The organism is Burkholderia sp. GW821-FHT14F03 (assembly GCF_058803765.1).
In genome coordinates, this window is the sequence record NZ_JBXAPG010000003.1 from 77,152 (window position 1) to 91,447 (window position 14,296).

The window sequence follows — 14,296 nt, forward strand, 5'->3', positions numbered from 1 at the left end:
CCGCCCGTCAACGCGCGAGCGTGAACGCGTTGACCGGACTGGCCTTTTCGTAGAAACGGCCGCCGCTGAACTGCTCCGCGATCACCGTCCAGTAATAATCGCCGGGCGGCAGGTTCGCGACCACGACGCGCCCGCCTTCGACATCGACCTGATCGACGATCGGGTTGCCGAGATCCTTCGACGCCGACAGCACGAAGCGGAAGCGCGTGGGGTCCGCCGAGCTGTGGGTCGACCAGCGGAACTCGTAGCCGCCCGCGCCGGGCCCGGCCGCCGTCGCGAGGCCGAACCGGCGGCGCTCGAACGCGTAGGTGCGCGGCAGGCCCTCGAGGCCGTTCACGTCGACCGCCGACACGCGCGCGAAATAGGTGCCGTCCGGCACGTCCGCGAATTCGGCGCGCGGCGCGTCGGCCCGCACTTCCTTGAACAGGTCGAGCAGCCCCGCGTCGCGCGCGATCTGCACACGGTAGGCGCGCGCGCCCTCGAGCGGCGCGAGCGTGAAGCCGACCTTCGGCTCATCCTGCACCTTGCCCGGATCGACGAGCCGCGGTGCTTCGAGCAGCGCGATCGGGCCGCCGACCTGGCCGTCCGCGCGCGTCACGTTGCCATAGTTCGCATGCACGAGCGCCGCATCGCGCGCGGGCTGCGCGCTCGGCGCGACGCCGACCGCGCCGTCCAGCACTTCGACCATCGTCGAGGCCTTGCCGTCGGTATCGTAGTTGACCCGGAAGCGCGTACCGCGCACCCCCGCCACCACCGACGGAGACCGGATCTGGAAGCGGTCATCCCTCTTCTTCAGGTGGGTGACGTCGCTGTCGACCGAGCCGCGCTGCAGGTCGATCACGCGCTCCAGCGTGCCGGTCAGCACCGTGCGGCGCAGCGTCGCGAAATCGATCTGGCTGTCGGGCGGCAGGCTCAGGTGCGTGCCGTCCGCCAGCTCGAGCGTGACGAAGCCGCCGCTCCCGGTGCGCACGCGATCGCCCTCGCTGAGGGTCGAGTCGACCGCCACCGGCACGAAGCCGACGGTGCCGCTCGCGGCGCGCTCGACCGGCCCCTGCGCCGCGACCACGCGCGCCGACAGGCGCTCCTTGCGCAGCCGCCCCGCCGGCAGGTTCAGCACGATGCCGGGCTGCAGCTGCTTCGGCGCGGGCACGTCGTTCAGCTGCGCGATCAGCGCCCAATCGTCCGGGCCCTGCAGATAGCGATCCGCGACGTCGTACAGCGTGTCGCCCTGGCGGGTCGTGTACTGGACCGTTTTGACAGTCTGACGCGACGGCGTCTGCTGCGCGTCGGCGACCTGCAGCGCCAGCGCCGCGCCGACGGCGACGCAGGCGGCCAGCACCCGCGTGGTCATGCTCCTGCTCGTGCTCACTCCGTCTCCCCTTGCGTCACCCGTTCCAGCCGATACCCGTAGCCATAGATCGGCGCGAGCCGGTAGCCGTTCTCGGGACGCAGGCCCAGTTTCGTGCGCAGCATCGAGATATGCGTATCCATCGTGCGCGACGGAATATCGGTCGCCTGCTTCCAGACGAGATCGAGGATGTGCGCGCGCGACAGCGGCCGGTCGAGATGCTGGAACAGCAGCAGCGCCAGCTCGAATTCCTTCTGCGTGAGGCTCACCGGCTTGTCGCCGACGTAGGCCTGCTTCAGGTTCACGTCGAACTTGTAGGTGTCGAACTCGCGCACCGTCGCTTCCGCGTTGGCCGGATAGGCGCGCCGCAGCAGCGAGCCGATCCGCGCGCGCAGGATCGGACCCGACACGGGCTTGACCACGTAGTCGTCGGCGCCCGCGTTGAGGATCTGCGTGATGCCCGCCTCGTCGTCGCGGCTCGTCATGAAGATGATCGGCAGCCGGTGTTCGACCTGGTTCGCCCGGACCCACTTGAGCACTTCCTCGCCGGACATGTCGGGCACGTTCCAGTCGAGCACCAGCAGATCGAACGTCTCGCGCTGCAGGCGCTTCTTCAGGGCCTTGCCTTCCTTGAAGGCATAGCATGTGTGTCCCGCGGCCGTCAGCGTCTGACTGACAAAATCCGTCTGGGCCTGATCGTCATCCAATACAGCAATTCTCATATCACCCCGCAAAGCGAAATCGACACGTCGTTCCTGGCCCGCCGCGCTGCACCCCAGCATGCCGCGGCACGTTTCCCGACTCGTAACCCGCTATTATCTGCTGGTCTGCGCCATACTGCCCGTCTGCGTCGTCGAAAAAACGCATTTTATTTGGATTACGTCATATCTCAAAAAATGGGCGCGGGTAACCGGCATTTTCACCATAGTGCGTGAAAACTGTCCAGAAATAATACAGATTGGACGCGCGCGGCAGGCGGGGCGGGAATGGCGCAAGGGCGCGCGGCGCGGTCAGTCCAGGCTGACCGGATCCTGTTCGGCGATCTGCGGCTGGCGTTGCAGCGCATGATGGAGCTGCGTGCGCACGTGCTCCCACGCGGCGCGGGCGTAGTCGGGCTGGCCGGCGGCCCACGCATGGGCCAGATCGAACACGCGTTCGACCGTGGCCGCGCAGCGCGTGAGATCCGGCTGCGGATCACCCATCGCCTCGCGCAACCACTCGGCGAGCCACGGCATTTCGCGCCCGCTCGAATCCGCATAGGCCTCGAGCGCGGCCCGCGCATGGCGGTCGTGCTCGGGATCCAGCTCGACACGGTGCACCGACTGCGCGCGTTCCCGTGCCTTGCCGCCTCCTTCGAACGGTATTCGAATCGTCCCCGATCTGAAGAGCATGACATCTCCCAGTTTGCAGCAACGACACGCGCTGGGCATGTCCCCCGTACGGTGACCCGATTGACCGCCGCGCCCACCAGGGTGGTCGCAACGATGGATCATCAGGCAGGGAGTATAAGCAGCGCGGTACGTCCCGTGGTTTAAGAATTGTTAGATATTGCGGTCTTTTCTTTTCGACATTTGCCGAACATTCCTGTCGCCTCGCGCAATTGCAATCATTTACTTTCCGCGAATGGCCGCCCTTTTCTTGATTTACTGATAACTCATCGTAAACGTTGCCCCCCCTTCACAATGCCCGGCAGGACCGTGCCGGTCGCGATGTACTGCGCGGTCAGCGGCACGCTCGTGACGCTCGACGACGGCCCTACCCGCCACTGGTTCAGGTTGCCCGCCATCGCGGAGTCCGGTCCGTAATTCACCGGCATGCCGTTGTACAGCACGCGCAGTTGCACGCCGCGCGCCGTCGAGCCCGGCACCGGCGTCAGCCGGTTCGTGGCATTGCCGGGATCGGTCGCATCGGTGAGCGTCATGTGGACATCCGCGCCCACGCCCCCGCGGCAGCTGAGACCGATGCGCAGCCCGGTGTCGCCCCGCGTCGCGCCGACGCCGCTGAAATCGCTGGCCTTCACGTTCGGCAGCGTGACCGAGACCGACGGCGTGGTCACCATGCAGGTGGCCGGCGTGATCACCGTGCCGGGCGCGATGGTCTGGATCCGCGTCACCGAACGGAAGCAGCTGCCCGTGAATTCGACCGTCATGCTCGGCAGCGACGTCAGGCGGCCGCTGCCCACCGGCCCCGTCACGACCAGCGCCGCCGACGTGTACCACGCGGTCGATGCGTACCAGGACGACGGCGGATAGTAGGCGGTCGACGACGGCGCGCGCTCCCACGTGCCGTTCCAGTCCGTCGTCGTGAAAAAGCGCACGCCGACGCCCGGCACATTCGTCTGATAAGTGTCCGGCATCCCCGGCACCGGCATTCCGTTGACGGTCGCGCGCTTGTGGATCGGACAGTAAGGACCTCGCCCGCGTTGCCTTCACCCGCGAGCGCGCTCGCGCTCAGCTGGGACGCCAGCACGCCCAGGATCACGGCATGGCTGCGCCGGACCGCGGGCCGTCGCTCGGCGCGCGATCGCAAATGCTGGTCTCTCGTTCGCATCGTTTTGCTAATTACGTCTAGGCGACGTGTTGCCGACCGCCGCCTCCCGCTGGGAAGCGGCACCCCGTTCGTGTGACGGCCCGCGTCTCCTCGCGCGGTGCCTCGCGTGGCCTGCGCCCGTCAGGGCCGCTGCGGCCGCGCACGGAACGTTCCCGCGACACCCGCGCCGTAGTCGTTGATCGTCGTGTAGTCCACTTCGGCCGGCACCTCGGCGCCGACCGCGTCGAGCGCGCCCAGGTCGAACTCGACCGTCGCGTGCGGCGCGACCATCGCGCCGCGGTCGTCGCGCCGGGTCGCGCCGCCCATGCGCACCGCGACCGCGCTGAAGGTCACGTGGTACGGCGTCGGGTTGGTCGCGGCCAGCGCGCAGCCGCCCGGCGCACGAACTTCCAGCCGACCTGCGCGGCGGCGTCGTTCGCGTCGCCCGGCAGGCCCGCCGGACGGAAGAACAGCTTGATCCGCGAGCGGAACGCGAGCTGCAGCGAGTTCGGCGCGTCGGCCGCCGTCGATGCGACGGGCGGCACCTCGAGCACGTTGAGCCAGAACACCGACTCGCGGTCCTGGGGCAACGGCTCCTGCGTATAGATGATCCGCAGCGTCTGGACTTTCTTCGGGTCGAGGCGGAACAGCGGCGGCGTCAGCGTGAACGGCGCCTTCGCGTCGTCGGGCTGCGCGTTCGCGTTGCCGTCGTCGCCCCAGGTCTGCACGAGCGCCGGCGCATCGCCTTCGTTGTTGAGCTTGAGCGTGACTTCACGCTCCTTGGCCTGATAGATCACCCGCGTGCCGTTCAGCACGACGGAAGCGTGCGCGGCCGACACGGCGGCCGCGATGGCTCACGCCGCGAACGCGGCGCGCCAGGTCCGACGGATAGACATTTCGAATTCCGAATCATGATGCGGGCTGTGGCGCCCGCTTCCCCGTATCCGGCCGGCGGGCGCGATGCCCGCCGGCCGCTGCGCGCGATGCGTGCCGCGCGGCTTATTGGTAGACGATCGAGTACAGCGTCGAGGTCGTCACGCTGCCCGCCGTCGCCTGGCCCGTCGCCACGTACTGCGCGAAGTAGCCGAGCGTCACCGCGCCGCCCGTCAGCGCCACCGGCTTCGAGTTCTGGGTCGCCAGCGCGCCGCCCAGGCGGATTTCGCTGTTGTCGCTGTTCAGGAGGCCGACCTGCACGTTGCCCGCGCCGCTGCTCGCCGTGTTGACGAGACGGCCCGTCGAGGCGTCGACGGTCGCGCCCGGCTCGAAGTAAACCGCCACGTTGCCCGAATTCGGCGTGCACTTGGACAGCGCGACGTTGAACGGCGTGCGGCCGGCCGTGGCACCCGGCGTCGTCAGCGCGGATGCCGAAACTGTCGGCAGCGTGACCGTGAAGTCCTTGCCGCCGCCGTTGCCGCTGATCGTGCAGGTCTGGGCCGTCACCTGGCCATTGATCGTGATCGTGCCGTCCGCCGCGAAGGCGGCGGGCGCCGCCACGGCCAGGATCCCCGTGCGCATCTGCCTCATGTAATACCTCTGCGATTGATTGGTGTTGGAGCAATGGTCGGACGCGACGAAAAATCAACATCCCCGTCCGTCGCGACCGGGTCATTATCGAGATATGACCGTAAGCCTTCTGTTACCTATTATTAAATTTTGCCCAATCAATCATCAAACTCAGTTAAACGACATTCCCGGAAAATAATGTCGGAGCCATAATGGCGAACGGCAGCGAGCCGTTTCGGAAACCCAAATAAAATGCCGCCCGGGCTTACCCCGGGCGGCATTCAGAAAACACCAGTGGTGGATTGACGCAGTTGCCCGATCAGCGGCGGCGCATCAGGAACACGTAGGTCTTGTCCTGCGTCGACGTCTCGACAATCTCGTTGCCGGTCTGCTTCGCGAACGCCGCGAAATCGCGCTGCGATCCCGGGTCGGTGGCGAGCACCTTCAGAATCTGGCCGCTTTCCATGTCGGCCAGCGCTTTCTTCGCACGCAGGATCGGCAGCGGGCAGTTGAGCCCGCGCGCATCCACTTCCTTATGAACTTGCATCGGCTTTCGACCTTCGAATGACGCGCCGGCACGGCGCGGGAGGAAGGCCGGATTTTACCGCAGCGCGCGGCCGCGCGCCCCGGGCTACGCACCCGGGCTACAGCGCAACCGCGCGGCCGCCGTGCAGCGCCTCGCGCAGCGCGTGGCCGATGCGGGTCGCCTCGAGCGCATCGGCGAGCGTCGCGCCGCCCGAGTCCTCGCCCGTGCGCACCGCGTCGACGAACGCCTGCGCCTCCGCCAGGAACGCCTCCTCGAAGCGCTCGAAGAAGGTCGGCGTGCACGCGTGGCGGATCCCCTCGGCATCGTAGACCTCGACGCGGTTCGCGCGCGGGTCGCGGCCGATGGTCAGCGCGCCGGCCGTGCCGATCACCTCGGAATGGGTGTCGTTGCCGTGCGCCATCGTGCGCGACGCGTAGAACATCGCGAGCCCGCCGCCCTCGAATTCGCAGATCGCGACGCCGTTGTCGACGTCGCCGCTCGCGCGCAGCCCTTCGTGCAGCGCGATCGTGCCCGCCGCGAACACCCGCGTCGCGCGCGGCCCGCCGAGCAGCCAGCGCGCCACGTCGATGTCGTGCACCGTGCAGTCGAGAAAAATTCCACCCGAGGTCGGCGCGAAGCGCACGAAGAAACCCTCGGGATCGTTGCGGTCGCAGGTTTGCGAGCGCACCAGGAACGGCCGGCCGATGCCGCCCGCGCCGATCCGCGCCTGCGCGTCGCGATAGCTCGGATCGAAGCGGCGCATGAAACCGATCATCGCGCGCAGGTGCGGGCGCGCCGCGGCTTCCGCGCACACCCGCTCGCATTCGTCGAGATCGAGCGACAACGGCTTTTCGCAGAACACGTGCTTGCCCGCGCGCAGCGCGGCGACGATCTGCCCCGCATGCAGCGCGGACGGCGTGACGAGCCACAGCGCGTCGAGGTCGGGGTCCGCGACGAGCGCGTCGTAGTCGGCGTAGAGGCGCGGCACGCCGAGCGCGTCGCGCGCCCATGCGCGTTCGTCGTCGAGCGGGCTGCACGCCGCGTCGAGCCGCGCGCCCGGCACGCGGCGCGCGAGGTTTTCCGCATGGCGGCGGCCGAGCCGGCCGAGGCCCGCGATGCCGATCCGCACCGGCGCAAGCGAGGAATGATCAGTCATGGATGCGCCCTCCTTCAGGCCAGTTCGTCGAGACGCAGCGCGCGGCCTTCGCGCCACGAGCGGGTCGCGGCCTCGGCCAGTTCGAGCGCCTTCACGCCGTCCGCGATGCTCGTGCGCACCGCCTCGCCGCGCGTGACCGCCGCGAGGAAATGCGCGATCTCGCGCGCGTAGGCGTCGCGGTAGCGTTCGAGGAAGAACGCCTCGGGCAGATCGCTCGACACCGCCTGCGCCGAGTACGCGGTGACCTCGGTCGGCCGCAGGTTGCCCGCCTGCAGCATGCCCGCGCTGCCCAGCACCTCGAAGCGCTGGTCGTAGCCGTACGCGGCGCGCCGCGCGGTGTTGATCTGGCACAGCCGGCCGCGCCGGGTGCGGATCGTGACCGCCGTCGAATCGATGTCGCCCGCCTCCGCGATCGCCGGATCGGACAGGCAGCTGCCGGTCGCGTGCAGCGTCTCGGCCTCGTCGTCGAGGATCCAGCGGAAGATGTCGAAGTCGTGGATCAGCATGTCCTTGAAGATCCCGCCCGAATGCCGGATGTAGTCGACGGGCGGCGCGCCCGGATCGCGGCTCGTCACGACCAGCATCTCCGGCGCGCCGATCTCGCCCGCGTCGAGGCGCGCCTTCAGCGCCTCGAAGGTCGGGTCGAAACGGCGCTGGAAACCGATCATGCAGACCACGCCGGCGCGTTCGACCGCCGTCTCGCAGGCGCGCGCGCGCTCGACCGTGAGGTCGACCGGCTTCTCGCAGAACACGTGCTTGCCCGCCTGCGCGGCGCGCGTGATCAGGTCCGCATGGGTGTCGGTGCTCGAACACACGATCGCCGCGCCGATCGACGCATCGCCGAGCGCACCGTCGAGATCGGCGGCCTGCGCGCCGTGCTGCGCGGCGAGCGCCTCGGCCGCCGCGCGGTTCACGTCGACCACGTAGCGAAGCCGCACGCGCGGCTGGCGCGCGAGGTTGGCCGCATGGATGCGGCCGATCCGGCCCGCGCCGAATACCGCGACGTCGAGCGTCGGAACTGCTTCAGTCATCGTATCCTCCAGTGTCCTTGACTTCTTCCACGTTCAATTCGAGCCGGTACGCGAGCGCGATGAACAGCGCCTGGCACAGGCAGATCGTGCTGGTCAGCGAACGGAACGCGAACGCGCTCCCCTCCTTCACGAGCAGATGGGCGCCGGCGTCGCGCACGAGCGGCGACAGCCGGCTGTCGGTGATCACGAGCGTCTGCGCGTGATGCTCGCGCGCGGCGCGCAGGCAATACTGGGTTTCCTTGCCGTACGGCGCGAAGCTGATCGCGATCACCACGTCGCCCTTCCTCACGCTGCGGATCTGCTCGCGATACATGCCGCCGAGCCCGGACACCAGATGCACGCGCTTGGCCGTGTGCTGCAGCGCATACACGATGTAGTTCGCCACCGGGAACGAGCGGCGCACGCCGATCACGTAGATGTTGTCGGCCTGTTCGAGCATCGTGACGGCCGCATCGAACTGCGCGTCGTCGAGGCCCGCCGCCAGCTCGTCGAGCCCCGCGCGCGCGGCGTCGATGAACTGGCGCGCGACCATGCCGCCCGTGAGCGTGCCGTGCTCGCCGTCGATCAGCGTGCGGATGCGCTGCTGGTAGCTCTGCGCGCTCGGGTTCTGGCCCGTGTAGGCCTCCTTGAAAACCGCCTGCAGATCGGAGAAGCCCGAGAAGCCGAAACGCTGCGCGAACCGCACCACCGCGGACGGATGCACGCCGCAGCGCGTCGCGATGTCGCTCGTGCGATCCATCATCACGCTCGCGCGATGCTCGTCGATATAGGACGCAATGCTTTTCAACTGACGCGGCAGCGTGTCGTACGCATCGGTGATGCGCTGCAGCAGTTCGTCGAGGCCCGAAAGATCGGGCTGGGAGGTCTCTTCCATGATGTCGGGAGCGCCGGCCCCGCCGCGCGCACACGCCGCGCGACCGAACCGGCTGGTTCTGGATGTGTGCCGAGTATAGGCACGCCTCGATCGAAATGGAACAGATTTTCCAAAATTATTTTTATTGAAATTTCCTTTGCAAGGCTTGGGCAGTTCGCCTATTCTTGCTCGTGAGCACGGCGGGAACGATGCCGCCGCGCCCGACCCAAAACGACAGATAGAGATAGGTGGAGACATGAAACTTTGCTCAGGCAAGGCCGCCGTGCGGGCACTCGCCGTCGCGTTCGCGGTTGCCGCGGGCGTCGCGGCGCCGGCCGCGCACGCCGCCGACGCCCGCTTCGTGCTGATCAGCCATGCACCCGACTCCGACTCGTGGTGGAACACGATCAAGAACGCGATCAAGCAGGCCGACCAGGACTTCAACGTCACGACCGACTACCGCAACCCGCCCAACGGCGACATCGCGGACATGGCGCGCCTCGTCGAGCAGTCGGCCGCGCGCGACTACGACGGCGTGATCACGACGATCGCCGATTTCGATGTCCTAAAGAACTCGATCGGCAAGGTCACCGCGAAGAAGATCCCGCTCGTCACCATCAACTCGGGCACCGAGGAGCAGAGCGCGCAGCTCGGCGCGCTGATGCACGTCGGCCAGCCGGAATACGTCGCGGGCCATGCGGCGGGCGAGAAGGCGAAGGCGGCCGGCGTGAAGTCGTTCGTGTGCGTGAACCACCTCGCGACCAACACCGTGTCGTTCGACCGCTGCCGCGGCTTCGCCGATGCGATCGGCGCCGACTACAAGACCTCGACGATCGATTCCGGCCAGGATCCGACCGAGATCCAGTCGAAGGTCAGCGCCTATCTGCGCCGCAACCCGGGCACCCAGGCGGTGCTGACGCTCGGCCCCGTGCCCGCCGCCGCCACGCTCAAGGCGCTCCAGCAGATGGGGCTGGCCGGCAAGGTGTATTTCGCCACCTTCGATTTCTCCGACGATATCGCGAAGGCGATCCAGGCCGGCACGATCCAGTTCGCGATCGACCAGCAGCCGTACCTGCAGGGCTATATCCCGGTCGCGGTGCTCGCGATCGTCCGCAAGGACAAGACCACCGACCCGGTCAAGATCCGCCAGATCCTCGAGGCGAATCCGAAGTTCCAGGCGCGCCTCGCCACCTACGGGCTGCAGCCGTCCTACGGCCCGAAGAACATCCGTTCGGGCCCGGGTTTCATCACCAAGGCGAATCTCGACAAGGTGCTCAAGTACGCGGGCCAGTACCGCTGAACGGCGCGCGTTTTCGTAGTCCGCGCGGCGCCGGGCGCCGCGCACTTAACCAGCCGGAGCACCCCGCCCCGGCCGGGCTTCAAGGAGACATCATGGGTGTAGCCGGCAAACCGCTGCCCGCGCATGCGCGCGAGCCTTCCCCGCCCGAGGCGCGCGCCGACGAGCGGGTGCGCGGCGAAGCGTGGTTCCAGCGCTTCCTCAACCGCCCCGAATTCGCCGCGATTTCCGGCGCCGCGCTCGTGTTCGCGGTGTTCGCGATCGGCGCGGGCGGCTCGGGCATGTTCAATCTCGACGGCATCATGAACTGGTCGCAGGTGGCCGCGTATCTCGGCATCCTCGCGGTCGGCGCGTGCCTCCTGATGGTCGCGGGCGAATTCGACCTGTCGATCGGCTCGATGATCGGCTTCGCCGGCATGATGGTGGCGATCCCGACCGCCTATTTCCACTGGCCGCTCTGGGCCGCGGTGCTGTTCGCGTTCGCGGGCTCGATGGCGCTCGGCGCGCTGAACGGCTACCTGGTGATGCGCACGCGGCTGCCCTCGTTCATCGTCACGCTCGCCTTCCTGTTCATCCTGCGCGGCCTCACGCTCGCGCTGTCGATCCTGTTCGCCGACCGCACCATCATCTCCGGGCTCGGCGACTACGCGCACGCGGACCCCGTCATCCACTTCCTGTTCCAGGGCGTCGCGTTCCACGACCTGTTCCGCTGGCTCGCGCACGCGGGCATCGGCCAGCTGCTCGACACCGGCGAACCGCTCGTGCCCGGCGTGCCGAAGGTGATCCTGTGGTGGCTCGCGATCACCGCGCTCGGCGCGTTCGTGCTCGCCAAGACGCGCTACGGCAACTGGATCCTCGCGGTCGGCGGCGACGCCAATGCCGCGAAGAACGTCGGCGTGCCGGTGCGCCGCGTGAAGATCTCGCTGTTCGTGCTGACCGCGTTCTGCGCCTGCCTGTTCGCCGTGCTGCAGGTGGCCGACATCGGCTCCGCCGCGGCCGACCGCGGCCTGCAGAAGGAATTCGAGGCGATCATCGCCGCGGTGATCGGCGGCACCCTGCTCACGGGCGGCTACGGCTCGGTGATCGGCGCGGCGTTCGGCGCGCTGATCTTCGGCGTCGTGCAGATCGGCATCACCTACACCAACATCAGCTCGGACTGGTTCCGGGTGTTCCTCGGCGTGATGCTGCTGATCGCCGTGCTGTTCAACCACTACGTGCGCCGCCGCGTGTCGCAGTCGTAACGGAGCCGCCCATGTCCACTCCGCAATCCGGCGAGACGATCCTCGCCCTCGAAAACGTCAGCAAGTACTTCGGCAAGGTGATCGCGCTGTCCGGCGTCACGCTGCGGCTCAAGCGCGGCGAAGTGCACTGCCTGCTCGGCGACAACGGCGCCGGCAAGTCGACGCTGATCAAGACGCTGGCCGGCGTGCACACGCCCTCGGACGGCCAGTATCTGGTCGACGGCCAGCCGGTGCGCTTCGAATCGCCGAAGGACGCGCTCGACCTCGGCATCGCCACCGTCTACCAGGATCTCGCGCTCGTGCCGCTGCTGTCGGTCGCGCGCAACTTCTTCATGGGCCGCGAACCGCAGAAGAAGCTGTTCGGCTGCCTGAGCGTGATGGATCTCGACACCTGCGCCGAGACCGCGCGCGAGAAGCTCGCCGAAATGGGCATCCACGTGCGCGATCCGCACCAGCCGATCGGCACGATGTCGGGCGGCGAGCGGCAGTGCCTCGCGATCGCGCGCGCGATCCACTTCGGCGCGCGCGTGCTGATCCTCGACGAGCCAACCGCCGCGCTCGGCGTCAAGCAGAGCTTCAACGTGCTGCGGCTGATCCACACCGCGCGCGCGAAAGGCATCTCGGTGATCTTCATCACCCACAACGTGCACCACGCCTATCCGATCGGCGATTCGTTCACGCTGCTCAACCGCGGCCGCTCGCTCGGCACCTACACGAAGGACACCATCAGCAAGGACGAGGTGCTCGACATGATGGCGGGCGGCGCCGAGATGCAGAAGATGATCGGCGAACTCGACGGCGCCACGATCTGATACAGGACTCCCCATGACACGCTCTGCCCTTTCCTTCGCGCCCGACCGGCCGCTCGACGTGATCTGCGTCGGCCGGGTCGCGGTCGACCTGTACGCGCAGCAGATCGGCGCGCGGCTCGAGGACGCGACGAGCTTCGCCCGCTACCTCGGCGGCTCGTCCGGCAACATCGCGTTCGGCTGCGCGCGGCTCGGCCTGAAATCGGCGATGCTCGCGCGCGTCGGCCACGATCACTTCGGCCGCTTCCTGCGCGACGCGCTCGAACACGAAGGCTGCGACACCCGTCATCTCCACGTCGATCCGGAGCGCCTGACCGCGCTCGTGCTGCTCGGCATCAAGGACCGCGACACCTTCCCGCTCGTGTTCCACCGCGAGAACTGCGCGGACATGGCGCTCGACGAAGCCGACATCGACGAGGACTTCATCGCGTCGTCGAAGGCGCTGCTGATCACCGGCACGCATTTCTCGACCGGCCAGGTGAACCGCGCGAGCCGCCGCGCGCTCGACTACGCGCGCCGCCACCAGGTGCGCACCGTGCTCGACATCGACTACCGCCCGGTGCTGTGGGGGCTGACCGGCAAGGCCGACGGCGAGACCCGCTTCATCGCCAACGAGGACGTGACCGCGCACCTGCAGCGGATCCTGCCGTTGTTCGACATCGTGATCGGCACCGAGGAGGAATTCCGCATCGCGGGCGGCAAGGACGCGCTGCCCGACGCGCTCGCGATGGTGCGCGCGGTCACGCCCGCGCTGCTCGTCGTCAAGCGCGGCCCGCTCGGCTGCTCGATCGTCGACGGCGCGGTGCCCGCGAGCCTCGACGCGCTGCCGCTGATCGGCGGCGTCGAGGTCGAGGTGATGAACGTGCTCGGCGCCGGCGACGCGTTCGCGGCCGGCTTCCTGTCGCACTGGCTGCGCGGCGACCCGCCCGAGATCGCCGCGCGCGCGGCGAATGCCTGCGGCGCGCTGGTGGTGTCGCGCCACGGCTGCTCGCCCGCGATGCCGACGCCGGCCGAACTCGACTACTTCGTCGCCGAGGCGGCCCGCGACCCCGCGCGCATGCGCCGCCCGGACCTCGACCACGCGCTCGCGCGGCTGCACCGCGTGACGCCCGCGCGCACGCCGCGCGACGAAGTGCTCGGCTTCGCATTCGATCACCGCAACCAGTTCTTCGAACTCGCGCAGCAGACGGGCGCGCCCCTCGCGCGCATCGACGCGCTCAAGCGGCTGTTCGTCGAGGCCGTCGCGCAGACCGAGGCGCAACTCGGCCTGCAAGGCCGGATCGGCGTGCTGATCGACGACCGCTACGGCCAGGATGCGCTCAACGCCGCGACCGGCCGCGGCTGGTGGATCGGCCGGCCGGTCGAGCTGCCCGGTTCGCTGCCGCTCGAATTCGACCACGGCCGCTCGATCGGCACGACGCTCGCGAGCTGGCCGGCCGAGCACATCGTCAAGTGTCTCGTCCAGTACCATCCGGACGAGCCGCTCGAACAGCGCCTCGAACAGGAAACCCAGCTGCGCGCGCTGTACGACGCCGTGCAGGCGAGCGGCCACGAACTGCTGCTCGAGGTGATCCCGGCGCGTCACACGGGCCTGCCGCACGCGCCCGACACCGTCTACCGCGCGCTCAAGCGGCTCTACAACCTCGGCATCCAGCCCGAATGGTGGAAGCTCGCCCCGCTCGACGCCGTGCAGTGGCAGGCCGTCGACCAGTTGATCGCCGAGCGCGATCCGTATTGCCGCGGGGTCGTGCTGCTCGGCCTGTCCGCGCCGGTCGAGCAGATGATCGGCGGGTTCCGCGCGGCCGCCGCCTCGGCGACCTGCCGCGGCTTCACGGTCGGCCGCACGATCTTCCACGAGCCGAGCCGCGCCTGGCTCGCGAACGAGATCGACGACGCCGCACTGATCGCCGGCGTGCGCGGCATCTTCGAGACCCTGATTGGCGCCTGGCGCGCCGCCCGCGCGGGCGGCCGGGGCGTCGAACGGCGCGTCGCCTAGGAGCACG

Annotated in this window: 15 protein-coding genes; 4 read left to right on the forward strand and 11 right to left on the reverse strand. The window is 68.5% G+C overall.

Going from position 1 to position 14,296, the window contains the following annotated elements; genetic code table 11:
* Window positions 1-7 precede the first annotated feature (7 nt).
* From AC1RQF_RS03030 to AC1RQF_RS03080, 11 genes are all read right to left on the reverse strand, one after another.
* Window positions 8-1,351, reverse strand: coding sequence for a FecR domain-containing protein (locus AC1RQF_RS03030; protein ID WP_492871290.1), 1,344 nt, complete (start codon window positions 1,349-1,351; stop codon window positions 8-10).
* Window positions 1,352-1,365: 14 nt separating this feature from the next.
* Window positions 1,366-2,070 (reverse strand): response regulator transcription factor, encoded by a 705-nt coding sequence (locus AC1RQF_RS03035; RefSeq protein WP_252986115.1) that lies wholly within the window; start codon window positions 2,068-2,070, stop codon window positions 1,366-1,368.
* Window positions 2,071-2,358: 288 nt separating this feature from the next.
* Entirely contained in the window at window positions 2,359-2,739 is a 381-nt protein-coding gene (locus AC1RQF_RS03040; RefSeq protein ID WP_274003682.1) for a hypothetical protein, read from the reverse strand.
* 263 nt (window positions 2,740-3,002) lie between these two features.
* The gene (locus tag AC1RQF_RS03045) at window positions 3,003-3,704 is read right to left on the reverse strand and encodes a fimbrial protein (protein WP_274003685.1); all 702 of its coding nucleotides are present in this window, start codon (window positions 3,702-3,704) and stop codon (window positions 3,003-3,005) included.
* A gap of 314 nt (window positions 3,705-4,018) precedes the next feature.
* A complete protein-coding gene (locus tag AC1RQF_RS03050; protein WP_492871345.1) occupies window positions 4,019-4,291 on the reverse strand; it encodes a fimbrial biogenesis chaperone in 273 nt (90 codons plus the stop codon).
* The gene (locus AC1RQF_RS03055) at window positions 4,228-4,716 is read right to left on the reverse strand and encodes a fimbrial biogenesis chaperone (RefSeq protein WP_492871291.1); all 489 of its coding nucleotides are present in this window, start codon (window positions 4,714-4,716) and stop codon (window positions 4,228-4,230) included. Before AC1RQF_RS03055 ends, AC1RQF_RS03050 begins: the two co-directional genes overlap by 64 nt.
* Window positions 4,717-4,876: 160 nt before the next feature.
* Window positions 4,877-5,401: a fimbrial protein gene (locus AC1RQF_RS03060; RefSeq protein ID WP_492871292.1), complete on the reverse strand. Its 525-nt coding sequence runs from the start codon at window positions 5,399-5,401 to the stop codon at window positions 4,877-4,879.
* 298 nt (window positions 5,402-5,699) lie between these two features.
* Window positions 5,700-5,927: a sulfurtransferase TusA family protein gene (locus AC1RQF_RS03065; RefSeq protein ID WP_274003689.1), complete on the reverse strand. Its 228-nt coding sequence runs from the start codon at window positions 5,925-5,927 to the stop codon at window positions 5,700-5,702.
* Window positions 5,928-6,024: 97 nt separating this feature from the next.
* A complete protein-coding gene (locus AC1RQF_RS03070) occupies window positions 6,025-7,062 on the reverse strand; it encodes a Gfo/Idh/MocA family oxidoreductase (RefSeq protein WP_492871293.1) in 1,038 nt (345 codons plus the stop codon).
* 14 nt (window positions 7,063-7,076) lie between these two features.
* Complete coding sequence (gene iolG / locus AC1RQF_RS03075) at window positions 7,077-8,093, reverse strand: inositol 2-dehydrogenase (RefSeq protein WP_492871294.1); 1,017 nt, start codon at window positions 8,091-8,093, stop codon at window positions 7,077-7,079.
* A complete protein-coding gene (locus AC1RQF_RS03080; protein ID WP_274003693.1) occupies window positions 8,086-8,967 on the reverse strand; it encodes a MurR/RpiR family transcriptional regulator in 882 nt (293 codons plus the stop codon). The genes iolG and AC1RQF_RS03080 overlap by 8 nt, the downstream gene beginning before the upstream one ends.
* 235 nt (window positions 8,968-9,202) lie before the next feature.
* Here AC1RQF_RS03080 and AC1RQF_RS03085 point away from each other — a divergent pair, with 235 nt between their 5' ends.
* From AC1RQF_RS03085 to AC1RQF_RS03100, 4 genes are all read left to right on the forward strand, one after another.
* Window positions 9,203-10,246 (forward strand): sugar ABC transporter substrate-binding protein, encoded by a 1,044-nt coding sequence (locus tag AC1RQF_RS03085; protein ID WP_274003695.1) that lies wholly within the window; start codon window positions 9,203-9,205, stop codon window positions 10,244-10,246.
* Between the two features lie 92 nt (window positions 10,247-10,338).
* A complete protein-coding gene (locus tag AC1RQF_RS03090) occupies window positions 10,339-11,484 on the forward strand; it encodes an ABC transporter permease (protein ID WP_274003697.1) in 1,146 nt (381 codons plus the stop codon).
* A gap of 11 nt (window positions 11,485-11,495) precedes the next feature.
* Complete coding sequence (locus tag AC1RQF_RS03095; protein WP_274003699.1) at window positions 11,496-12,296, forward strand: ATP-binding cassette domain-containing protein; 801 nt, start codon at window positions 11,496-11,498, stop codon at window positions 12,294-12,296.
* 13 nt (window positions 12,297-12,309) lie between these two features.
* Entirely contained in the window at window positions 12,310-14,289 is a 1,980-nt protein-coding gene (locus AC1RQF_RS03100; protein ID WP_274003700.1) for a bifunctional 5-dehydro-2-deoxygluconokinase/5-dehydro-2-deoxyphosphogluconate aldolase, read from the forward strand.
* The last annotated feature ends 7 nt before the right edge of the window (window positions 14,290-14,296 follow it).